Origin of the sequence: Empedobacter sp. UBA7252 (genome assembly GCF_002472765.1) — a bacterium.
Taxonomy (GTDB): domain Bacteria; phylum Bacteroidota; class Bacteroidia; order Flavobacteriales; family Weeksellaceae; genus Empedobacter; species Empedobacter falsenii_B.
Window position 1 is genome coordinate 1 of sequence record NZ_DKSQ01000082.1, and the last position, 22521, is coordinate 22521.

Annotated in this window: 29 protein-coding genes and 1 pseudogene; 10 read left to right on the forward strand and 20 right to left on the reverse strand. The window is 30.2% G+C overall.

The window, feature by feature from the left end:
* The 4 genes from B2X73_RS11780 to B2X73_RS11795 all read right to left on the reverse strand — a co-directional run.
* A partial coding sequence (locus B2X73_RS11780) for a MaoC/PaaZ C-terminal domain-containing protein (RefSeq protein ID WP_291096509.1) occupies positions 1–161 on the reverse strand: 161 nt, incomplete at its 3' end.
* 163 nt (positions 162–324) lie between these two features.
* The gene (locus B2X73_RS11785; RefSeq protein ID WP_291059924.1) at positions 325–678 is read right to left on the reverse strand and encodes a YkvA family protein; all 354 of its coding nucleotides are present in this window, start codon (positions 676–678) and stop codon (positions 325–327) included.
* 101 nt (positions 679–779) lie between these two features.
* A complete protein-coding gene (locus B2X73_RS11790) occupies positions 780–1424 on the reverse strand; it encodes a peptidylprolyl isomerase (protein ID WP_221854483.1) in 645 nt (214 codons plus the stop codon).
* Between the two features lie 60 nt (positions 1425–1484).
* The gene (locus B2X73_RS11795; RefSeq protein WP_038334324.1) at positions 1485–1700 is read right to left on the reverse strand and encodes a hypothetical protein; all 216 of its coding nucleotides are present in this window, start codon (positions 1698–1700) and stop codon (positions 1485–1487) included.
* 111 nt (positions 1701–1811) lie between these two features.
* Here B2X73_RS11795 and B2X73_RS11800 point away from each other — a divergent pair, with 111 nt between their 5' ends.
* From B2X73_RS11800 to B2X73_RS11820, 5 genes are all read left to right on the forward strand, one after another.
* Positions 1812–2513, forward strand: coding sequence for a DUF1826 domain-containing protein (locus B2X73_RS11800; protein WP_221854482.1), 702 nt, complete (start codon positions 1812–1814; stop codon positions 2511–2513).
* 157 nt (positions 2514–2670) lie between these two features.
* A complete protein-coding gene (locus tag B2X73_RS11805) occupies positions 2671–2910 on the forward strand; it encodes a hypothetical protein (RefSeq protein WP_038334320.1) in 240 nt (79 codons plus the stop codon).
* Positions 2898–3626 (forward strand): hypothetical protein, encoded by a 729-nt coding sequence (locus B2X73_RS11810; RefSeq protein ID WP_221854480.1) that lies wholly within the window; start codon positions 2898–2900, stop codon positions 3624–3626. The genes B2X73_RS11805 and B2X73_RS11810 overlap by 13 nt, the downstream gene beginning before the upstream one ends.
* 85 nt (positions 3627–3711) lie before the next feature.
* On the forward strand, positions 3712–4041 hold the full coding sequence (locus B2X73_RS11815; protein WP_115002063.1) for a translation initiation factor: 330 nt from the start codon (positions 3712–3714) through the stop codon (positions 4039–4041).
* Between the two features lie 65 nt (positions 4042–4106).
* Complete coding sequence (locus B2X73_RS11820; RefSeq protein ID WP_286494841.1) at positions 4107–4979, forward strand: nucleoside phosphorylase; 873 nt, start codon at positions 4107–4109, stop codon at positions 4977–4979.
* 71 nt (positions 4980–5050) lie between these two features.
* Here B2X73_RS11820 and recN read toward each other — a convergent pair whose 3' ends face one another.
* From recN to B2X73_RS11860, 8 genes are all read right to left on the reverse strand, one after another.
* Positions 5051–6709: a DNA repair protein RecN gene (gene recN, locus B2X73_RS11825; protein WP_291096501.1), complete on the reverse strand. Its 1659-nt coding sequence runs from the start codon at positions 6707–6709 to the stop codon at positions 5051–5053.
* Positions 6710–7618: a DUF4835 family protein gene (locus B2X73_RS11830; protein ID WP_291096503.1), complete on the reverse strand. Its 909-nt coding sequence runs from the start codon at positions 7616–7618 to the stop codon at positions 6710–6712.
* A gap of 8 nt (positions 7619–7626) precedes the next feature.
* Positions 7627–8826, reverse strand: a complete 1200-nt coding sequence (gene coaBC / locus B2X73_RS11835; RefSeq protein ID WP_291096505.1) for a bifunctional phosphopantothenoylcysteine decarboxylase/phosphopantothenate--cysteine ligase CoaBC — start codon at positions 8824–8826, stop codon at positions 7627–7629.
* Positions 8826–9149 carry a DNA-directed RNA polymerase subunit omega gene (locus tag B2X73_RS11840; protein ID WP_019973784.1) on the reverse strand — a complete coding sequence of 108 codons (324 nt, stop codon included), beginning with the start codon at positions 9147–9149 and terminating at the stop codon, positions 8826–8828. Before B2X73_RS11840 ends, coaBC begins: the two co-directional genes overlap by 1 nt.
* Positions 9150–9176: 27 nt before the next feature.
* Entirely contained in the window at positions 9177–10058 is an 882-nt protein-coding gene (locus tag B2X73_RS11845) for an outer membrane protein assembly factor BamD (RefSeq protein ID WP_038334250.1), read from the reverse strand.
* Positions 10059–10139: 81 nt separating this feature from the next.
* Positions 10140–10646: a ferritin gene (locus B2X73_RS11850; RefSeq protein WP_038334248.1), complete on the reverse strand. Its 507-nt coding sequence runs from the start codon at positions 10644–10646 to the stop codon at positions 10140–10142.
* 12 nt (positions 10647–10658) lie between these two features.
* Positions 10659–11537: a 4-hydroxy-tetrahydrodipicolinate synthase gene (gene dapA, locus B2X73_RS11855; protein ID WP_115000572.1), complete on the reverse strand. Its 879-nt coding sequence runs from the start codon at positions 11535–11537 to the stop codon at positions 10659–10661.
* A 226-nt stretch (positions 11538–11763) separates the two neighbouring features.
* Entirely contained in the window at positions 11764–12231 is a 468-nt protein-coding gene (locus tag B2X73_RS11860) for a hypothetical protein (RefSeq protein ID WP_038334238.1), read from the reverse strand.
* A gap of 218 nt (positions 12232–12449) precedes the next feature.
* Here B2X73_RS11860 and B2X73_RS11865 point away from each other — a divergent pair, with 218 nt between their 5' ends.
* Positions 12450–13115: an HAD family hydrolase gene (locus B2X73_RS11865; protein ID WP_221854475.1), complete on the forward strand. Its 666-nt coding sequence runs from the start codon at positions 12450–12452 to the stop codon at positions 13113–13115.
* 2 nt (positions 13116–13117) lie between these two features.
* Here the strand turns inward: B2X73_RS11865 and B2X73_RS11870 are convergent, their stop codons facing one another.
* The 5 genes from B2X73_RS11870 to B2X73_RS11890 form a co-directional block, all read right to left on the reverse strand.
* Positions 13118–14887, reverse strand: a complete 1770-nt coding sequence (locus B2X73_RS11870; protein WP_286494837.1) for a MutS-related protein — start codon at positions 14885–14887, stop codon at positions 13118–13120.
* Positions 14888–14953: 66 nt separating this feature from the next.
* Positions 14954–15313 carry a hypothetical protein gene (locus B2X73_RS11875; protein WP_286494836.1) on the reverse strand — a complete coding sequence of 120 codons (360 nt, stop codon included), beginning with the start codon at positions 15311–15313 and terminating at the stop codon, positions 14954–14956.
* 107 nt (positions 15314–15420) lie between these two features.
* Complete coding sequence (locus tag B2X73_RS11880; RefSeq protein ID WP_115000569.1) at positions 15421–16029, reverse strand: fumarylacetoacetate hydrolase family protein; 609 nt, start codon at positions 16027–16029, stop codon at positions 15421–15423.
* 3 nt (positions 16030–16032) lie between these two features.
* Positions 16033–16791, reverse strand: coding sequence for a 3'-5' exonuclease (locus tag B2X73_RS11885; protein WP_038334216.1), 759 nt, complete (start codon positions 16789–16791; stop codon positions 16033–16035).
* Complete coding sequence (locus B2X73_RS11890) at positions 16788–17528, reverse strand: CDP-alcohol phosphatidyltransferase family protein (protein ID WP_286473582.1); 741 nt, start codon at positions 17526–17528, stop codon at positions 16788–16790. The genes B2X73_RS11885 and B2X73_RS11890 overlap by 4 nt, the downstream gene beginning before the upstream one ends.
* A gap of 135 nt (positions 17529–17663) precedes the next feature.
* Here B2X73_RS11890 and B2X73_RS11895 point away from each other — a divergent pair, with 135 nt between their 5' ends.
* Complete coding sequence (locus B2X73_RS11895; protein ID WP_291096507.1) at positions 17664–18734, forward strand: PorV/PorQ family protein; 1071 nt, start codon at positions 17664–17666, stop codon at positions 18732–18734.
* A 17-nt stretch (positions 18735–18751) separates the two neighbouring features.
* Here B2X73_RS11895 and B2X73_RS15340 read toward each other — a convergent pair.
* The 3 genes and pseudogenes from B2X73_RS15340 to B2X73_RS11905 all read right to left on the reverse strand — a co-directional run.
* A pseudogene (locus B2X73_RS15340) lies at positions 18752–18913 on the reverse strand (DUF4130 domain-containing protein); the annotation flags it as partial.
* A gap of 122 nt (positions 18914–19035) precedes the next feature.
* On the reverse strand, positions 19036–19464 hold the full coding sequence (locus B2X73_RS11900; protein ID WP_286494833.1) for a hypothetical protein: 429 nt from the start codon (positions 19462–19464) through the stop codon (positions 19036–19038).
* 96 nt (positions 19465–19560) lie between these two features.
* Positions 19561–20376 carry a hypothetical protein gene (locus B2X73_RS11905; RefSeq protein ID WP_038335805.1) on the reverse strand — a complete coding sequence of 272 codons (816 nt, stop codon included), beginning with the start codon at positions 20374–20376 and terminating at the stop codon, positions 19561–19563.
* Between the two features lie 125 nt (positions 20377–20501).
* Between B2X73_RS11905 and B2X73_RS11910 the strand changes: the two genes are divergently transcribed.
* The 3 genes from B2X73_RS11910 to B2X73_RS11920 all read left to right on the forward strand — a co-directional run bounded on the left by B2X73_RS11910 (position 20502) and on the right by B2X73_RS11920 (position 22474).
* Positions 20502–20915 (forward strand): DoxX family protein, encoded by a 414-nt coding sequence (locus B2X73_RS11910; RefSeq protein WP_180904370.1) that lies wholly within the window; start codon positions 20502–20504, stop codon positions 20913–20915.
* Positions 20912–21613, forward strand: a complete 702-nt coding sequence (gene def, locus B2X73_RS11915; RefSeq protein WP_219034603.1) for a peptide deformylase — start codon at positions 20912–20914, stop codon at positions 21611–21613. The genes B2X73_RS11910 and def overlap by 4 nt, the downstream gene beginning before the upstream one ends.
* A gap of 75 nt (positions 21614–21688) precedes the next feature.
* Positions 21689–22474: an alpha/beta fold hydrolase gene (locus B2X73_RS11920; RefSeq protein WP_291048260.1), complete on the forward strand. Its 786-nt coding sequence runs from the start codon at positions 21689–21691 to the stop codon at positions 22472–22474.
* Positions 22475–22521 lie beyond the last annotated feature (47 nt).

The following is a 22521-nucleotide window of genomic DNA, read 5'->3' on the forward strand; positions in this document are numbered from 1 at the left end:
TCGTTAGCTGCTTTTTCAGGATCTGTATGAATCCATTGATGATCTAAAGTTGCATCAGCAAAGCGATTGATTTGTTCTTGATTTATTATATGCCAGTCAGATTTACCGATTTCTTTACCTTCGAAAGCTTTGTATTCATCGAAATTATTAATAATTACCATTATTCAGGTGTTTTAGTTTTTAGTATTGTATTGCTCAAATCTAATGAATAATCGTCAGATAATAAATTTTATTTATGAGAAAGAGAGCATTTTTTGAATAATCTAAAAATAAAAAATCCGACTGAAAATTCAATCGGATTTTTTATAGCTATTTAATTTATTGCTAATCAATAATTTTTGCATCTTCAACATTTGCATAGGCTCTTTGCGTATCTCTCCATGCAAGATATTTAATAATTTCTTTGTTGAAATATTTCATTCCAAAAAGTAAAATCCCAAAATCATCTATCAAACCAAAAGGTCCAAATAGCGCTTCTGGAATAATATCAATAGGAGAAATAATGTATAAAGTTGCTACAAATCCAAGAAATAAATTCATGTTGTCAGGTTTATAACTTCCTTTTTTGTAATCACCTAACATATTGAAAAAAGCCTTTACTTTTTCAAAAAAAGATTTGTCTTTTTGAGCTGCCATTGCTGCTTCTCCAGCGACTTTAAAGAATTTTGATTTTTTCATTTCACAAAATATGTTTTAAAAACGTATTATGTATTACAAAGTACATGCCAAAACATTTAAATTGATTTTTGTGTCATGTTAAAACTTTATGTTACATTGTTTTACTTGTTTTTCTTTTTCAGTTTAATGATTTTTGCATTCAATATTCTGTCAAGCTTTGGATATCTTTCGCGCATTAATTTTGTGCTGTTAAAAATTTCTTCATCTTCCATTGTTTGTCCAGCGTAACCATCATACAAACTTTCTACAACATTCATTCCGTTCACCACTTTTCCAAAACTTGGAAAACCTACTACATCATTGGAATTGATTGTATCCAAACGATGATTATCTTTCAGATTAATAAACAAATCCAAATCTCTTGTGTTTTTTCCTGCGCGCGCAAAACTCAAAGCTCCTTTATTATTTCCAGCAATAACAGGTTCATCTTCTACAATAAACTTTTTCCATTGATTAGAAACAATTGTGTCTGTATTTCCAAATTGGGCGACAAAGTTCGGAACAACACGATAAAAAGTTCCATCTTCGAAAAAATTGTATTTAACCAATTGATAAAAACGATCAACAGCTTTTGGCGATAATTTTCTTTCAACTTCGATATCAATATTTCCTTTTGTTGTTTCAAATCGAGCAACAAAATTTTCTGGTGCCTGTTTCGTTGTCCATTTTTTATGAAAAACCGTTTTGCTAGAAGTACAAGCCGAAAGCGTAATAAGTGTAAATAATGTTAGAGTAATTTGTTTCATGTTCTAATTTTGTGGATTAAACTTAAACAAAAAACGACACTTAGCGTAAGTGTCGTTTCATTATTTTTGCAATTCTTGTTCAATTTTAAAAAACCATTCTGTTTTCTGGTTATAAACTTCCGCTTCGGCAAGCATATAATGTGCTTCTTTGGTTTCTTCATATTTCACGCGATCCATCGTTTCTGGGTTGAAAGGTGGTAAAGGTTGCACTTCTGCACTAAAAGTTTTGGTGTGGCCTTTATATGTAAATGTTTTGGTGATAATTTCTTTTTCCATTGTCTTTTAATCTTTGGTAAAAATACAACTTTTGCAACGGAGAATTTACATTCGGAATAATTTAATTTTTAGGCTGAATTATTTTTTGATAAATAGTAATTTTGCAGCTATATGATTACTCAAAATAATTCTAATCAACAACAAGTTCTTGTCGTTTCTTCGTTTGATGAACTTGTACATACAGCTTTTTCTGGGAAAAATAATGCGATAAATTGGCGGCGAAATTTAGAAGGTGATTTTGAGGAAATTGTGAATCAATTGATTTTAAAAGATGATATTACTGTTATTTCTATTGATGATTTGAATGATTTAGATTTATCTAATGAAGGAATTAAAGCGAGAAATATTTTGATCAATGATTTACAACAATTAACTGATTTTGGCGCTTCGCCAACTTTAAACTTACTGAAATGTTACGAACGCGATACTGAATTTGATTTTATTTCGACAGATGTTTATTCATTTCACGTTGATCGTTCGCCAATTCCTACGGATACTTTTTTGTGCACTTACTATGGCGCTTCCAGTGATATTGTAGCAAATGAAGATGTGGAACAAAAAATTTTGATTCCAGAAATTAGAGAAAAACTATTCGAATTATATGATGGACACATTGATGGTTTTGAAGATTTTTTGAAGGAATATTTCTTTGATTTGCATTATCTAATTCGTCCAGGTGTAGACCCAATTAATTTAGGATTAGGGGATCTTTGGCGATTGGCAGTTGATCATCCAGAACAAAAAGTTTTGCCTTGTGTACATCGCGCGCCGAAAGAAAATAAAGATGAATATCGATTATTGTTAATCTGTTAGGAATAAATTAATCAAATAACTATTAATAAAAATTATATAATTTAGATTCAAAAGATTAGGCTTTTGAATGAAGTCAAGCTTTTATTATTACAATGGTTTCACTAAATTTGCGTACATTTATTGATGAATAATTATTGTTAATTTAATTTCTATTATTATGAACAAAGAATCAGATATACTAAAATTAGAAGAAGCAGGAGCGTTAAATCGTTTAGCTAAATCTGCATCGCAAGCTGCAATTAGAGTTTCAGAAGCATTAGATTTATCAGTTCAATATGTTCAAGGAAATCGAATCATCGAGAGAAAACCTAATGGAGAAATTAAGGTGATTAAAACAATAGATCGAATAAAAGTTCCAGCTGAATTGAAAAAAGGAGCTAAATTATGTCTAAAATAAAACGTTTACGCGTTTTTGCTGGTCCAAATGGATCTGGAAAGTCTACTTTATTCGATTCAATCTCATCAAAATTTAATGCTGGATATTTTATTAATTCAGATTTGATTGAGAAAGAAATTTCTTTAAAAGGTTTTATTGATTTGGATCGATATGAACTAAAACTTACCGAAAAAGATTTTGAAGATTTTAAAACTGAACCTGCTTCAGTTTCATTATTCGAAAAAGCAAATAACGAAGGAAAAGCAATTGATGTGCAGTTTCGAAATAATGTTTTGGTTGATAAATCTAAATCTACACATAGTTACGAAGCGTCTTTTATTACTTCATTTATTCGAAAACACTTATTGATTAAAGGTAAATCTTATTCATTTGAAACGGTAATGAGTCATCCTTCTAAAATTGATGAAATAGTGGATGCTAAAAATCGTGGTTTCAAAACATATATGTATTTTGTCTGTATTGAAGATCCTTTGATTAATATTTCTCGAATTGAAAATAGAGTAGAAAAAGGTGGTCACGCTGTACCAGATGAAAAGGTGATTAAACGATATCATTCTACTTTAATGAATTTATTTCCAGCTTTAAAAATTGTAGATAAAGGCTATATTTTTGATAATTCAACTCAAGAAATGAGATTATTTGCACAAGTTAAGAGAAATGAACTTGAAATAGTTTCGGATAAAGTTCCAAATTGGTTTATAAAACAACTGCAATAAAAATTTTATCTTTGTAATTATAATGGTACAAATGGACGAATTCCAATTTAAAACGCCATTTATTACAAAGATTACATCAAATACTATGGATTTACAAGATCAATTAAAAAATCTTTTTCCTGATCATATACCTGAGCCAGAAGAAGTATCAAATGAAGAACAACATGAGTTATGGATTCAGAAAGAACCATTGATTTGTAAGTTTGAGAAACGAAAAGGGAAAATAAATACAATTATAGAAGGTTACGAAGGAGAAACAGAAGATTTCAAACTTTTAGCAAAAGAAATTAAGCAATTTTTGGGTGTTGGAGGTAGTTTTAAAGACGAACAAATCATCATTCAAGGAGATTATCGCGATAAGATTATGGCTTTCCTGAAAGATAAAGGATTTAAAGTGAAAAGAGTAGGTGGTTAATAATTTCTTTACAATTATTACTGATAAAAATTGTATATTGTTCTCTTATTTTTAATTATAAAATCATGAGTAAAGCAGCATCAGAATTAGTTTTAAATGCAGACGGAAGTGTTTACCATTGTAATATAAGACCAGAGCATTTAGCAGATACTATTATAACTGTTGGTGATCCAAATCGTGTCGAAAAAGTTTCAAGACATTTTGATACAATCGAGCAGACAGCAAGCAAAAGAGAAATTGTGACGCATACAGGAACGTTGAATGGTAAACGTTTAACAGTTATTTCGACTGGTATGGGAACGGATAATATTGATATTGTTTTATCTGAGTTAGACGCTTTGGCTAACATCGATTTGGAAACTGGTGAGATCAAAAAAGATTTCAGAAAATTATCATTTGTTCGTATGGGAACTTCTGGAGCTTTGCAAGCGGATATTCCTGTTGATAGTTTCGTTATTGGTTCTCACGGTTTAGGTTTAGATGGACTTTTGCATTATTATGTTGGGAGCGAAGCGATAATGAATAAAGAGGTAGAAGATGCTTTTATCAAACATGTTGATTGGTCGCCGAATAAAGCGCGTCCATATTTAGTAAAAGGATCTGATTTGTTATTAGATAAATTAGCTTCTGAAAAAACAATTCAAGGAGTAACGGCTACAGCTTGTGGTTTTTACGGACCTCAGGGACGTTATTTGAGATTACAACCAAATCCAGCCGATATTAATGAGCGTTTAACAACTTTTAATTACGAAGGTTTAAGAATCTCTAATTTCGAGATGGAAACTTCTGCAATTTATGGATTATCAGCGATGATGGGACATGAAGCATTGTCGATAAATGCAATTGTTGCAAATAGAATTTTAGGTGAATTTAGTGCCGATTCTTACAAAGCTGTTGATGCAATGATTGAATATTCGTTAGAAAGATTAACAAAATAATTTCGGAATCATATAAAACAAAAGCTCGAGAATTTTCTCGAGCTTTTTTGATTTTATATAATTTAAGAATTTTAATTCAAATTCATTAATTCTTTTGCTTGATTGATTGCTGCATCTGTCAATTCTGAACCAGAAATCATTTGTGCAATTTCTTCTAAACGTTGTTGTTGAGATAATTCAATAACGTTTGTTTGCGTTGTTTCGTTTACGACTTCTTTGTAAACTTTTAGCTGATAATTTCCTTTTGAAGCGACTTGTGGCAAATGCGTAATCACTAAAAGCTGCATATTTTCTGCCATTGTTTGCATTACTTTTCCTGTTTCATTTGCAACTTTTCCAGAAATTCCTGTATCTATTTCATCTAAAATCAACGTTGGTAAATGTTGATGAGTTGCCAATAATTTTTTAATCGCTAACATCAATCGAGACCGTTCTCCACCAGAAACAGATTTTTCAAAAATACGCGGTTCCATTCCTTTGTTTGCTGAGAATAGAAACAAAACTTCATCTTTTCCAGTTGCTGTAAAATCTGTTGTTTCGTTTAATTGAATGGTTAATTGAGAATTTTCCATTCCCAATTGTGACAACGTATTCAAGATATTTTTTCGGATAATTTCGATAGAAGAAATTCTATTTTTTCTAATTTTAATTACTTGTTTTTCAAGTTTTTCTGAAATTGAATTCAATTCTTTATTTAAGTGAATAATTAAATCACTCAAATTATCAAAACCAGAAGTTTGACTTTCTAATTCGTCACGTTTTGCAATTAATTCTTCAACAGAAATCACATTATGTTTACGCAATAATTTATGAATCAAATCGTAACGATCTGTAATTTCTTGTAATCTTTCAGGATTAATTTCAGTCGAATCTATCAAACTACTCATTTCACCAGAAATATCTTGCAATTCTATTTTAGAAGAAATTAATCGTTCGTAAATAGAATTGTATTGCGAATTATAATCCGAAATTTTATTCAATTTATTGCTTGCTTCATTCAATTGAGAAATGATTCCCATCTCTGGATGTTCCAAAAATTGGTAAGTTTCATTCAAAGTCGAAATAATTTCTTCTACGTTTGACAAAGATTTTATCTCGATTTCCAAATGTTCTAATTCCTCATTTTTTAGCGAAGCATTGTTCAATTCTTCCCACAAATGCAATTTATATTCTAAATCTTGCGATTGATTTTCTAACGAATTTTGAGCGTCTTTTATCTTTTTCTTTGTTGAAATATAGTGGTTAAAATCTTTCTTATATTCTTTCAATAAGTCTTTATTTTCTCCATAAATATCTAACATCGAAAGTTGAAAATCAGCTTCAAAGATTTTAGGGGTATTAAATTGAGAATGAATATCAATCAATAATTCTGATAATTCCTGTAAAATAGAGACTTTAACAGGTGTATCATTGATAAAAGCACGCGATTTTCCAGAAGGTAATAATTCTCTTCTCAGAATAGATTCGTCTTCATAATCCAAATCATTTTCTTCGAAAAAATCATTTAATTCAAGATTTTTAATCTCAAAAACAGCTTCGATAATACATTTTTCATCAATATTTTTCAAGGCTTTTAAATCAGCACGTTCGCCTAAAACTAATTTTAAAGCACCTAACAAAATCGATTTTCCAGCACCAGTTTCACCAGTAATTGTGGTCATACCTTGATGAAAATCAATCTCTAATTGATCGATAATGGCAAAATTATTAACGCGAAGAGTTTTTAACATTTACTTTTTCAATTTATTCCAATAATTGTCATTGTATTTTGGCGCGATTGAATTTAAAATTCCTTTCAGTTTCTCAATATTCACCGTAGAAACCTGTCCGCCTGAAAATACTTGACTAATTTCGCTATTTTTTGCTGTTAAGAAAAGTTCTAAAGGATAAAATTGTGAATAATTTCCTCTTTGGTAAAATTCTAATTGCAATAATGTATTTCCGATCGCATTTTTACCACGAACTTCGTTCTCAGACATAATGTCTAAACCGTTTCTATGATATTGATAGATGATATTTCGAAGTGTAGAATTATCCGATTTTAGAATATTGTTAATTAAGGCTGTACGCGATTTTATTCCATCTAATTCGCTCCAACCAGAGAAATTATTATTCGCTTGACCGAAATCTGCAATTTTCTTCGCCATTTTAAAATACTCTGTTCCGCCTTCTTTCGCAAACGTATCTGCATCATATCCCAAAACTAAATAAATGTAATACGTCAATACATCTGTCAAATTTTTTCCACTGAATTTACGATCATTGAAAATTAATTCTTCAGATTCTTGGTATTGAAACGTAAAATTATCGTCAGATAAATTAAGAACAGGCGTGTAGTAGGTTGAGTTGAAAACAGGACGACGAGATTGTACTAAAATTGTACCTTTCATTCTGTTTCCTTCACGTTCAATTATATTAATGACGAAACTAGCTTCAATTCTTTCGTATGTTTTTAAACGATCATTCGTCCATTTTGTTGAATTAATAAACGTTTTTAATGATCTTTCTAAAGTTTGATAAACCTGTGTATTAGATCCTTGAACTTGAGAATAATCGACTTTTACATCTGCAATAATATTTTGCGAGAAAACCGAAATAGCTAAACACGACGAAAAGAAAATTGAGGCTAATTTCTTCATAATAAATTTTATAACTTATTTAAAATGACATTCAAAATATCTTTTGCGACATCTGTTTTTGATTTAGCATCAAATTGTTGCATCGATAAATCTTTGTCAATAATTGTAATTTTGTTTGTATTCTTCTGAAAACCAGCTTCTTTATCTTGCATCGAATTAAGAACAATAAAATCAAGATTCTTTTTGGCTAATTTTTTCTTTGCATATTCTTCTTCGTTATTCGTTTCTAATGCAAAACCAACCAATAATTGATGTGTTTTGATTTCGCCTAACGATTTTAGAATATCAGGATTTTTTACCAATTCGATAATTAAATTATCATCGTTTTCTTTCTTAATTTTTTGCTCAGCCATTTCTTTTGGACGATAATCTGCAACAGCCGCCGACATTACAACAACATCAGCATCAGCAAAATTAGCATGCATCGCTTCGTACATATCACGAGCAGAAACAACATTTATTCGATCGATAGGAAAACCGGTAACAGATTCGTGACTTGGACCACTGACCAAGGTAACTTTTGCACCCAAATTAGCAGCAGCTTTCGCAATCTCGAATCCCATTTTTCCCGAAGAATAATTACCTATAAAACGAACAGGATCTAAGTTTTCGTATGTAGGACCAGCAGAAACCACTACTTTTTTTCCATGAAGTGGGAGAGTAGCTTCGATTGTACTTTCCAAAAACGCAATAATGTTTTCAGGTTCAGCCATTCTGCCTTCTCCAACCAATCCACTTGCTAATTCACCAGCTTCGGCAGGAATACAAATATTTCCGAAAGATTCTAATTTAGCAATATTTTCTAAAGTTGATGGATGTTTGTACATATCCAAATCCATTGCTGGAGCAAAATATACAGGACATTTAGCCGAAAGATAAGTAGCTAAAACCAAATTATCACACGTTCCATCTGCCATATGAGAAAGTGTATTTGCTGTACAAGGTGCAATAATCATATAATCTGCCCAAAGTGCATATTCTACATGATTATTCCAATCACCTTTATCGCCAAAAAACTCCCATTCAACTGGATGTTTGGAAAGCGTGGAAAGTGTAAGTGGGGTAACGAAGTTTTGAGCTTCTGGTGTCATAATAACTTTGACATCTGCTCCTTTTTTGATAAGCCCTCTAACAAGAAAAGCGGCTTTGTAGGCCGCTATTCCGGCAGAAACTGCCAAAAGAATTTTTTTACTATGTAAAACAGACATTATTTATCCTCATTTGGATTTCTGTAATATACGTCATTGTCTAACCATTCCTTAACCGCAATAGAAGTCGGTTTTGGTAATCTTTCGTAGAATTTTGAAACTTCGATTTGCTCTCTGTTTTCAAAAACTTCTTCTAAAGAATCTGTATGTGCAGCAAACTCATCCAATTTCTGAATTAATTCAGTTTTCATTTCTTGGTTAATTTGTTCTGCTCTTTTACCCATAATTACAATCGATTCGTATAAGTTTCCTGTTTTCTCATCGATTTTATTACGATCATAAGTTTGTGTTGTTGGTGCTGCACCGATATCCTTGAAATTCATAATGAAAGAATTTTATATATTTTACTATTATTTATTATTTTGCTCTTTGCTTAATTCAGCTTGATCAGCTTCAAATTTCTTTTTAGCTACTTCTATATCAGCTAATTGTTTTTTAGTCTCAACCATATCTTTGTCGATTTTCTCCATCAATTTATCAGCTTCTGCTTTAAATTTTGTTTGCGGATAATATCTTGTTAACAAAAGATATTGCGTTCTGGCATCTTGTAAACGTAAATCTTTGTTCTCGATACGAGAGAAATTTAACGCCAATTCTGTTTTAGAACGTAATGAATACATCATTGCTTCTTCACGAAATTTAGAATCTGGATATTCATCAACCATATTGTCAAAAGAAACTCCAGCAGCCTTATATTTCATTGTTTTGTAATAAACTTTAGAAATTTCGAAAGACTTTAATTCTAATTTTTGTCTAAGTTCTGTAATATAATTATTCGCTTCTGCAACGTGTGCTGATTCTGGATACGAATTGATAAATCCTTGTAACTCACTGATTGCTGTGTACGTACTTGTTTGATCCAAGTCATATTTTGGCGAATCTTTGTAATAAGAAAATGCCGATTTGAATAAAGCTTCTTCTGCACGGCTATCCATAGGATAAGCTCCTGCAAAGCTTTTGAATTGATGTCCTGCTAAACGGAAACTTTTTTCGTTAAAGTTACCTTGTGCCATATTATAGGCAATGTCCGCAGATTTTTCTGTTCCTACAAATGATGTAGAAATTTTTTCATACAATTCGTTTGCCAAATCATATTTACCATCTTGATACAATTGTGTAGCCAATGTAAAGATTTCGTCTTTATCCGTACTTTTCATCGCTTTGTTATAGGTCTTGTTACAAGACACTAAAGAAGCGCCAATTAAAACTACTAAGCTTAGTTTTTTAAACATTCTGCAAATTTAATAAAATTTGAGGACTAAAGTATAAAATATTTTTTTCTTATCCTCTTAATAAAATCTCAAAGTTTTGATTTATTCCGCTGTTGTGTCTGTACTTAATGTAACTATATCACGATCAAATAGATATAAACCTCCTTTGTCAGATCCAATCATTTCTAGCTTATCTAAGATATTTCTTGCTAATTTTTCTTCTTCAATTTGCTCAGAAACATACCATTGCAAGAAATTGTGAGTTGAATAATCTCTTTCTTCTAATGTTAAGCCTACAATTTCGTTAATTGATTCAGAAACAAAGCATTCGTGGTTTAAAATTGCAGTAAAAACTTCTTTCAATGTTGTGAAATCTTGTTTTGGTTCTTCAATTTGTGGAACAAACGCTTTTCCGCCTCTTTCGTTAATAAATTTAATTAATTTTAACATATGCATACGTTCTTCGTCTGCATGCGAGTACAAGAAATTTGCAGTTCCTTCTAAACCTTTCACTTCAGCCCAAGAAGCCATAGCTAAATATAATTGAGAAGAATCTCCTTCTAATTTGATTTGTTTGTTTAATGCGTCTAATATTGTATCTTTTATCATAGCTTTATTTTTTTAGATGTTTGATAATAATTGGTTAATTTTTGTTGTCAAATTAGCTGATGCTGGAACTAAAGGTAATCTTGTAAATGGTTTACAAACTCCTTTTTTATCTAAAACAGCTTTTATTCCGCAAGGATTTCCTTCCTCGAAGATAGCACGTGTAATTTCTACAACTTTGTAATGACCTTCGTAAGCAGCAACAACTTCTTTGTTGATTGCTTTGCGAATCATATCTGTAAAAACAGTTGGAACACCTTGTCCAATAACAGAAATAACACCAGAACCTCCAGCTAAAGTCATTGGAACAGCGAATTCATCATCACCAGAAATAATATTGAAATCTTCGCGTGTATTTTTACGGATAATATCTGTTGATTGTAAGAAATCTGGTGAAGCTTCTTTAATCGCAACAATATTTTTGAATTCATTTGCTAAACGAATTGTTGTATCTGCTGAGATATTAGAACCCGTTCTACCAGGAACATTATACAAAATAATGTTGGCGTCTGTACTTTCTGCAATCGCTTTATAATGTTGATAAATCCCTTCTTGATTTGGTTTATTATAATAAGGAGAAACCGTAAGAACTGCGATATAATCACTCAAATCTGTTTCTTGATATCCATTAATAACTTCTGCCGTATTGTTACCTCCAATACCCAAAACCATCGGAACACGATTAGCATTCGCCTTCTTTATTGTTTCGATTACCTGTTTCTTTTCATCTTTTGTAAGTGTTGCTGCTTCTGCAGTAGTTCCTAAAATAACTAAATACTCAACACCGCCATCGATACTATAGTTTACTAAATTTTCTAATGCAGTATAATCTACGGTACCATCTTGTTGAAAAGGCGTAACCAAAGCAACTCCTGTCCCAATTAATTGTTTCATCTTTTATAAATGTTATTAAATCTAATACTAAGTTAAAATTCGGAATTATATCTTGAATAATCAAATAATAGTGCTAATCTATAATTGGTCTTAGATAAAATCCAAAATCTTTCAAAAATAGCGATTAATTTATAGGAATAAAATTAATTTAAGCCAATGTTTTATGATTTTACTTATAAAAAAAAGCCACTCAAAACGAGTGGCTCATATTATTTCTAACTTTAGATTAGTTAAATGTATATTTAAATCCTAAAGAAAAACGACCAGCTTCAAAATCTGAATCATTTGATAATCTCCAATCAGGCTTCCAATCAAAATGTAAAGCCAAAGGAGCAGATGGAATTTTATATTCTAAACCTGCTTGTGGACGAATACCAAATATTGTTTTATCTTCATAATATCCTTTATCTACAAAAGTTAATTGAGGTCCAACCCCTACATACCATCCTAAGCCATTTGTACCAGAAAAAGGTTGATTATATGTATAATCTGCACCTAAAACAGTAACATGATCTCCAAACATCACCTGTACATTACCAGCGTTTTTACCATCAAAAGAGTGTTTGAATTGTGGACCTACTAATGTTTCTCCATCTCCTAAATCTACAACAACACCTAAAGCATTTTTATAGTTTTGAGCATTTACTTGAGAAATTCCTAATGCCATTACAGCAACTAATAATACTTTTTTCATTTTTATTAAATTTTCAGTTTTTAACTTTGTTATACCATCTATTTTACAAAAAGCGTGCAAATGTTATCTTAATGTTAAGTTTTAACATTTTTAATCGAATAATAATTATATATATTGCTTTGTATGAGTAAGATATTTGGTTAATTTAAAATCATTCTAAAGTTTAAACTTTTACATTATTCTCTTAAAAAAGTTAATTTTGTAGAAACAAAACAATAATGATTAAAACTGTAATTTTCGATATGGACGGCGTAATCGTCGATACAGAACCAGTACATAAATATGCTTATTTCGAACATTATAAAGAACTGAATATTCCAGTTACGGAAGAATTATTTGCTACATTTACAGGACAATCGACAAAGAATGTTTATCAAATTCTGAAAGATAAATTTGATCTGAAAGAAGAAGTGAACGATTTGGTTTTGAGAAAACGTACCATCTTTAATGAAGCTTTTGACACAAAACCTGATTTGTATTTGATTGACGGGGTTGAGAGTTTGATTAAAGATTTATACAGTAATGGAATCGAACTGATTTTGGCGTCCTCGGCTTCAAAATCGACAATTGATCGAGTTTTTAATCGTTTTGAGTTGAATCAATATTTTACACATAAAATTTCTGGCGAAAACTTTCCGAAGTCAAAACCAGATCCTGCTATTTTTCTATATGCAGCTGATTTGGCTAAATCTAAACATGCTGAATGTATAGTTATCGAAGATAGTAAAAACGGAGTGGAAGCGGCTTCCCGTGCGAATTTGTATTGTTTAGGTTACAAAAGTGCAAATTCGAAACAACAAGATATTTCAAAAGCAAATTGTATTGTAGATGATTTTAATGCGATTGATGCAAATTTTATTAAAGAATTTGAATTAACAATTTAAGATTAATCAATAATCTTAAATTGTTTCATTAAGAAAATGGCATTCATCATTTTGGTTGTGCCTTTTCTTAATTTATAATCTGAATAATAATTGTTGTCCACGTTTTTTAATTCGAAACAATAATTAATAATATGATCCGGGTTTTCACCTTCCATTTTCGTTAATTCTAAATCGTGAGTCGCGATAAAACCAATCAATTTTGTAGGAGATTTAATCAATTTTTCTAAAAATTTTTGCGAACCAATTAGTTTATCTTCTGAATTTGTTCCTTTTAAAATCTCATCTAAAATGATGATTTGTGGTTGATCATTTTCTAAACGTTCAATCAAAATTTTCAATTTATTAATTTCATTTTTGAAATAAGAATCGCCAGAAGACAGATTATCGACTGTCCTGATACTTGTAAATAAATCCATTGGATAAAATGACATTTTTTCTGCACTCACTTTTGAGCCATTCATTGCCAAAACCAAATTTGTTCCAACTGTTCTCAAAAAAGTACTTTTTCCAGCCATATTTGCACCTGTAATAATCGCAATATTGTTTGGACGATTGGTTTCAAAATCATTTTTCACAACTGTTTTTTCATCTAATAAAAGGTGAAAACCATTCGTAATTTTTAACGCATAAGGTTCATCTACAATTTCGGGATATGTAAATGATGTATGTTTATCATTGAAAATAGCAAAAGAAACGAAGGCCTCTAATTTCGCCAATTCATCTAACCAAGGTTTGATTTGATGAACCGTTTTTTGAACTTCATTTTCAAATTTGATCGAATAATGTAATCGCCATAAGAAAAAAGTATTTAATACAAAGCCTAAAATCGGGAAATTTGCTGCATCTAAAGTTTCTTTTGTTGAAGAAATTGTCTTGATTAAATCCGATGATTTGAAAGGATTTACAAATGTATTTTGAATTTCAACATTTAGTTTTGATTCAAATTTTTCTTCTTCAATATGTCGAAAAACTTCATATAAATTATCCAATTCATCTGCTTTCATTGTCGTATAAGCTGCTATTCGTCGAAGTTGTTGTTTATAAAACATGGAAATTGCATTCGAAATAATAACTGCGCCTAGAATCCAATAAAAAACAATTTCTTTCGGAAAACTAATAATTGCTAAAGCGATAAAACATAAAATATTCAGAACAGAAAAGATTAGTGGAAGTAATTTTATTGAATTAGTATTGAATACACGATTTTCGAACACAAAAATTGAAGATTGATTCATGTTTAATCGCTTTGTAAATGTCAAAAATGTCACTATCCAATTTCTTTTTTCAGCCAATTCTGTAAATGCATTTTGTCTATCAATAATTTCTGATTTGTCTAAAATCAAATTCGATAAAAAATGTTTCAACTGTAAATTTCCAATTCGAGTTTGCGTTTTATTGATCCGATTGAAGATTGAATTTCCTTCCAAAATATCTAAATCTTTGTTGTAAACATTATTGAACTGAGAATTATCTTCAACAAATGGATCGATAGAATCATCAGATTTTATTTGATTAATAATTTCTAAAGCTTGAATTGAATAATTGAGTTCCGAAGAAATTTTAGAAGTTTTAACCACTAAAACGATGAAAACTATAAATAAAATAGAAGAAATAATCAAATATAAATTGTTGCTCGACGTGACGTAAAGCAAGAAAAATACAACCGAAATAATAAATGCAACAAGCCTGATATTGCTGATTTTATTCTTTTTAGATTTCAATAAATTAAAATCATTTTGTAGTTTTTCTTCTATTTTTAGATAGTCTTCCATTCTTAATTTTATTTCTGATTAAAAGTAGTGGTATAAATAATAAAAGAGCGAAATTTCGCTCTTTTATTATTTTTTAACTTCTTGAAATTGTTTTTCTGTAATTATTCCTTTTTCAACCATTTTAGAAAGCCAATCAATAATTTCATGCTTTTCTTTAGATTTTAATTTTGAAAGGTTAATTGTTGAATAATTTCCAATATCATTTTCTATTCCATATTTTTCAGTTATAGCATCCAAATAATCTATATAAGCTTTTTCAAAGTGATATTTTTCTGCCATTATTTTTGAATAAACCATTAAAGAATCTGTTCTACCTTCAAAATTTGAATCTTTTAAATGATAAAATAATTCTGAATAAGCTTCTTCATCACCAAGTTTCTTCACTTTAGTAGTAATCGAATCGTAATTATCAGAAATTGAATTCATTGTTATTACATTCTCATGAATTACAGGTGTAACAATATTGTTTTCTTTTTTACAAGAAAACAATAAAATATAATAACAAATGAAAATATATTTCTCTTTTTTAATGATTACAATACTTTTATTTCGAATACTTTTTCATCATTCAAATAACCTTCTAAGGTATCTTTTGAATTGATTTTAGAAACTCCCGCTGGTGTACCAGTAAAAATTAAATCACCTTTTTTCAAGGTAAAATATTTAGAACATTCAGCAATTAAGGTATTGATATGAAAAATCATATCTTTTGAATTTCCTGTTTGTACATTTTCTCCATTTCGATCTAATTTGAATGTAAGATTTTCTAAATCAAAATTTTCTTTTGGATGAAAATCAGAAGCAAATGCAGAACCATCAAAAGCTTTCGCAATTTCCCAAGGAAAACGCTTTTCTTTCAATTCTTGTTGTACATCGCGCGCTGTAAAATCAATTCCTAAACCGATTTCTGAAAAATAACGATCTGCAAATTGAGGTTGAATCATTTTTCCAACTCGATCAATTTTAATTACAATTTCCGTTTCAAAATGAACTTCTTTCGTAAAACTTGGAATAACAAAAGGAAAACCCTTTCTTAAAATGGCCGAATCTGGTTTCATAAAAAACATAGGCGATTCTGGAATTGGATTATCTAATTCTTTTGCATGTTCGACGTAATTTCGTCCGACACAAATAATTTTCATCGCTTAAAAACCGTTTTGTAATTTGATTCGAGTAAAAACTTTCTTTGTATATAAAGGAAAATCGGCATTCTGAATCCACGCATAATAACCTGGATCTTTCGCAAAGATATCCGTCACAACTTGTCCTTTATACTTGCCAAACGAAATAATTTCTTGGTCTTTATCATTGTACTGAATAAATCCAGCTAAATCAGCCGTTTTGCGTTGAGAAGAAAATTCGCTCAAAAATTTATTGTCATTTTCAAGCTCGTCATATTTCTCGATTTGCGCCATCAAAACTTCGTAAGTCGCAATTGTATCAGCTTCCGCAGAATGTGCATCAATCAAATCTTTATCGCAATAATACTTATAAGCAGCGCTTAAATTGCGAGGTTCCATTTTATGATAAATCACTTGCACATCAATTGGACGATGTTTTGATAAATCAAAATCAAAACCATTACGTAATAATTCTTCTGCTAAAAGTGGAATATCAAAACGATTTGAATTATATCCTGCCAAATCAGAATCTTTAATCATTTCCATAATCGCAGGGGCAAGTTCTTTGAAAGAAGGCGCATCGGCAACATCTTCGTCAGAAATTCCGTGGATTAAAGTTGTTTCTGGTGGAATTGGAATTCCAGGATTAACTTTCCAAGTTTTTACTTCTTTTGAACCGTCTGTCAAAGCTTTCACGATAGAGATTTCAACAATACGGTCTTTTGAAACATTAGTTCCAGTTGTTTCTAAATCAAAGAAACAGATATTTTTAGTTAATTTCATTTTGTAATTTCTTTTCTAAAAATGATTGAGATAAGGATGTACAATAAGATGATTAGCGGAATTGCAGCAACTTGCAACCAAGCCACTAAACCTAATGTAATGATTAAGAAAATATATTTATAATAATTTTCTGCCCAACTCAATCCTTTAAATTTTAAGGCAAATAATGGTAAATCGACAATTAATAAAACACTAAATACAATAGAAACGGCAATTAATAAATACGGATCAAGAGATGGATTTATAATTTGTCCATTATTGTAATAGATAGAAAATAATGAGAAAATAAATAAGGTATTTGATGGTGTTGCCAAACCTTTGAAATACGTTGCTTGATCTTCATCTAAATTAAATTTTGCTAATCGTAACGCCGAAAAAGCAGGAACTAAAAAAGCAAATAATGAAATTGCAGCAATTTTTAAATTCTCATTTTCATAAATAAAATCAGTTGAAAAATGATTAAACATCGAAAATAACATCAATCCTGGTACAACACCAAACGAAATACAATCTGCCAAAGAATCCAATTCTTTTCCAATCGGGCTACCAATATTCATTAGTCGTGCAACCATTCCGTCCAAAAAATCAGCAACTAATGAAATCAACATCAAAACCATCACAATTGTAACTGTGGTAGTTGTGATTTGAGCATTGCTCGAAATCATGAAAATGGCTGATAATACACCACATGAAAGATTAAGTAGTGTTAGAAAATTTGGAATTGTAAATAATTTCATAAATGAATTTTTCATCGCAAAAATACAAACAAAAATTAATCTGAATCCTTTTTAAACACAATAAAACCACTATTTTTGAGTTTTTATATTCGTAATTCATCAATTTTGAAAAAGACATTCCTTATATTATCTGTTATGGCAAGTCAATTTGCTTTTTCTCAAACCACACGCAAATATTCGAACGAGTTTTTGAATATTGGTGCAGATGCGCGCTCGTTTGCAATGGGTAATGCGGTTGTGGCGAATATTGGAAATGCAAATGCGGCTTATTGGAATCCTGCTGGATTAACGGAAATTACCTATGATTGGGAAGCTGCAGCAATGCATGCTGAATATTTTCAGTCGATTGCAAAATTTGATTATGCGGCGGTTGCAATTCCGTTGAGAGAAAGTAATTCTACGATTGCATTTTCGTTTACACGTTTTGGTGTTGATAATATTTTGAATACAACAGAATTGATTGATAATCAAGGAAATATTAATTACGATAAAATCTCTAAATTTTCTACAGCAGACTATGCTTTAACAATGTCTTATGCGGGAAATGTCTTTAATAATAAAGATATTCAGTTTGGTGCAAATGCTAAAATCGTTTATCGACATATTGGGAAATTTGCGCAAGGATTTGGTTTCGGTTTAGATCTTGGTTTGCAATATCGTACCGATAATAAAATGTATTTTGGTTTGATGGCACGAGATATTACAACAACTTTCAATGCGTGGAGTATCAATAAACAAAAGGTAAAAGAAATCACGATTGACGAACCAAATAATGAAGGTGAGCCAACAATTTTGAATGATTTACCTGGAGAGAATATCGAATTAACAATGCCTAAATTGCAATTTGGAGTTGGAAAACGTTTTGATTTTAATGAACGAGTTTCGTTATTGGGAGAGGTTGATATGAATATCGAATTTCAACAAACGAATGCCGCAATTTCTGGAAAAGGATTTTCGATTTCGCCACAAGTTGGTCTTGAATTAGGTTATGATGACATGGTTTTTGTACGTGGAGGATTGAACAATTTACAGAAGATTTCGCAATTTGATGGAAAAGATAAAACTCAAATTCAGCCAAATGTTGGGGTAGGTTTCAAATACAAAGGAATCTCGATTGATTATGCTTTGACAAACTTTGGAGACAGCGGTTTAGGATTATATTCTAACATTTTCTCAGTCCGTTTCGAGATGGATAAATGGAGATAAATAAGTTTTACTCATAATTATATTGATAGGTATATTTTTCTGAATATTGATATTTTATACTCTGTCAAGTGTTTCCAAAAGCGTTTTGGCATCATTTGGATTAGTAACATCGAATTTTTCCTTGTTTCAATTGTTGTCCAATTAAAATAAGACTTCCACAATTCTTGGTATAAATTCTCTTTTACATCAAAATAATAATTAAAGGTAAAACATTATATTTTGGATCAGTTTTCGCAAAAAATAAATCTTAATTAATCTTTTCAAAACGAATAAATATCGCTGAAAAAGTTTAACAAAAAATTTAATCGTACTCCAAATTGATTAAAAGTTCAGTTTTTAATCGGCTGATAAAATTACAATCTAATTCAGCAAGAAGAATATCAATTAATTGAGACAAAAAATCGCGGTGAATATAGTTAAATACAAAGGTTTTTTCATTTGTCATAAAATAAAAATCAAAATGACTAAAATAACCTGAAATTGATTTAATCTCTAGTGTTGGAAGTTCTTCGGGTTGAAAAAAATCACTTAATTTTGCACGATAATCATGCATTTTTTTGATAGAATTTGAATTAATATCAACATATTCCAAATTTAAATCTTCAATTTCATCTGAATAAAATTGAAACAAAAATTCATTTTTAGGATAATCATTTATGTACAAATTGAAACGATTATCTTTTTGGTATAACTGAAAAAGTCGATTAAATTCTTGCACATTATTGATCATAATAGATGAAGTTAAATAATTGATTTGAATAAATTTAAAAACATTTAGTTAAATAATCAAATAAAAAAGAGCCAAATTAACTTGGCTCTTGTATTTCTAGTAACGTATTGTTCTTGTTGTATTTGAAATTGGTTGATCAATATCTTTGACGAATTGTGTTCGTTTGACCCAATTTTTATGATTATCATATTGATATTTAATCGTGGAAATATTCTTTACTTTTCCTGCTTCATCAATCACAGTTTCTTCAATAATATTATTGTTTTCATCAAATTTGCGAATATATTTATTGACTTGTTTATTGTCTTTGTCCACATAATTTTCCTCTATAGGATTGCCTTTCGCGTCGTTTTTATAATTCAACGTATAATTTCCTTGGTTATATTTCACCAATGTTTTGACTAAAAATCCATTTTGATATTGAAACGTTTTTTCGATAAAAACATCAGAATCTTCCAATAAATTAGTTTCTCTTTCGTAAGTTACATTCTGATTTTGGTCTAATTTGTATTCAGTTTTAGAAACATTGACATCATTTTCGCTTTTCGTGACAATGTAACCGTCTGTTGTATATTCATAATCAAAATTGAAAACTAAACTTTCGTCATTGTTTTTCATTTCTCTCGAAATCAATTTATTCGATTCATTATAATTAAATATTTCAGCAAAAGTTTTATTTCCAGCTTCATCAAAATAATCACGTTTTGTCGGATTACCATCTTTATTATACGTTGATTTTGTGTAATATTCCGTTTCATAACCTTCAATAAACTTCATGCGAATACGTGCTTTTTGCATCGATTCTTCGATAAAAGTTGGATTTCCTAAAACATCATTTTGTTGTAATTCAGATTTTTGAGCAAATGCAAAACCTGAAAATAATATGGTAATTAAAGCAATGTTTTTTAACATATGTTGTATTTTTTTTTTTCTTGAATAGAAAGATTAACCAAAATTAATTCAAAAATGTAAATTTCTTGATCTATTTAAAGGTGAACGTAAAAACTAGAACTTATATTTGAAAAAAAAATAAAAAAATGAGCACAAAATTTAAACTTTTAGGAAATCAACCAGCATTTATCGATTTATCATTGTTATTAGTACGTTTAGCTGCTGGTGGATTTATGTTTACACACGGATTCGGAAAATTGCAAAAATTAATCAATGGAAATTTCGAATTTGGAGATCCAATTGGACTTGGACCAGAAATTTCTTTAGGTTTAACTGTTTTTGCGGAAATACTTTGTGCTTTTTTAGTTTTGGTCGGATTATTTACTCGTTTGGCGGTAATTCCACTAATCATTACAATGTTAGTTGCTGTATTTATCGTGCATGCAGATCATGATTTTGGTAAAAAAGAATTGGGATTATTCTACTTAATCAATTATTTAGTTATATTTTTATCAGGCGCAGGAAAATATTCTTTAGACAAATTGATACTTAAAAAATGATAAAAACATTAACCTATAGTTTATTGATTTGTTCTTCTGCATTATTTGCTCAATCAAAAAATATGAAAAACATTGTTTATACGCCATTAGCAAAGGCAGAATTAACATTAATAAAAGAAAAGAAATCCTATGATCCTTTTCGTGTTTTATTAACAACTTCGGATGCAGATACAAAAATCTTAAAATCAACTTCTATTGATATTGATCCAAAAGATCCATTAATCAAATTATTGGCCGATCGTATGTATGCAACGGTTCAAGACGAGGCAAGTAAAGGTGTTGGTATTGCAGCTCCACAAATTGGAATTAATCGCAACGCGGTTTGGGTGCAACGTTTTGACAAAGAAGGCGAACCTTTTGAGTTTATTATCAATCCAAAAATCACGTGGTATTCGGACATTGTTCGTCACGGTCGCGAAGGTTGTTTGTCTATTCCTGATATTTTCGGAAAAGTGTATAGAAGCTTGGTTCTTCGATTGGCATATTATGATTTGGATGGAAATTTTCATGATGAAACAGTTGAAGGTTTTACAGCGGTTATTTTTCAGCACGAATACGATCATTTAACAGGAACGTTATTTACAGATCGAATGAAAGAGCAAGAAAATCTAAATTACGTGAAAGCTGAAGTGATGAACGATGTTTTTTACTTGAAAAAGACTAGTTCTTTTACAGATGACGACGACGATGAAGATTAAAAATTTCTTAAAACCTAGAAATTATTATGCTTGGCATAGTTTTTAGTTTAATTTTGCAAAAACTTATTTAGAAAATTGTTAGCATACACTACATATAATCATCCAACGAGCACAGAATGGGTGACTTTTGTTCATGGAGCAGGAGGAAGTTCTACGATTTGGTTCAAGCAATTGCGTGAATTTCGCAAACATTTCAATGTTTTGTTAATGGACTTGAGAGGACATGGACGTTCTAAGAAAAACTTGAAAGCGCTTTTCGAAAAACGTTATACTTTCAAATCAGTTTCAAAAGATGTGATTGATGTTTTAGATCATTTAAATATCGATAAAACACATTTTGTTGGGATGTCTTTGGGAACGATTGTGATTCGACAATTGGCAGAAGATTATTCGGAGCGATTCAAATCAATGGTGATGGGAGGCGCAATTATGAAAATTAATTTTCAATGTCAATTTTTGATTAACGTTGGAAATACATTCAAACATATGTTGCCTTATTTAATCTTGTATCGAATTTTTGCTTTCGCTATCATGCCAAAGAATACGCACAAAGAGTCAAGGCTATTATTTATCAATGAGGCGAAGAAATTGTATCAAAAAGAATTTTTGAAATGGTTCAAACTCACTGCGGATGTCAATCCATTGCTAAAATGGTTTCGAAAAATTGAATTAAATATTCCGACTTTATATGTGATGGGAGCAGAAGATCATATGTTTTTGCCTTCGATTCAGGAATTAATAAAAGCACATACCAAACATTCAGAATTGATTGTTATCGAAGATTGTGGACATGTTGTGAATGTCGATCAACCACAAATTTTTAACGATAAAGTAATTGAATATATTCATCGAATTAAATAAAATAAACTAAAAAAAGCTTCCAATTCGGAAGCTTTTTTTAGTTTATT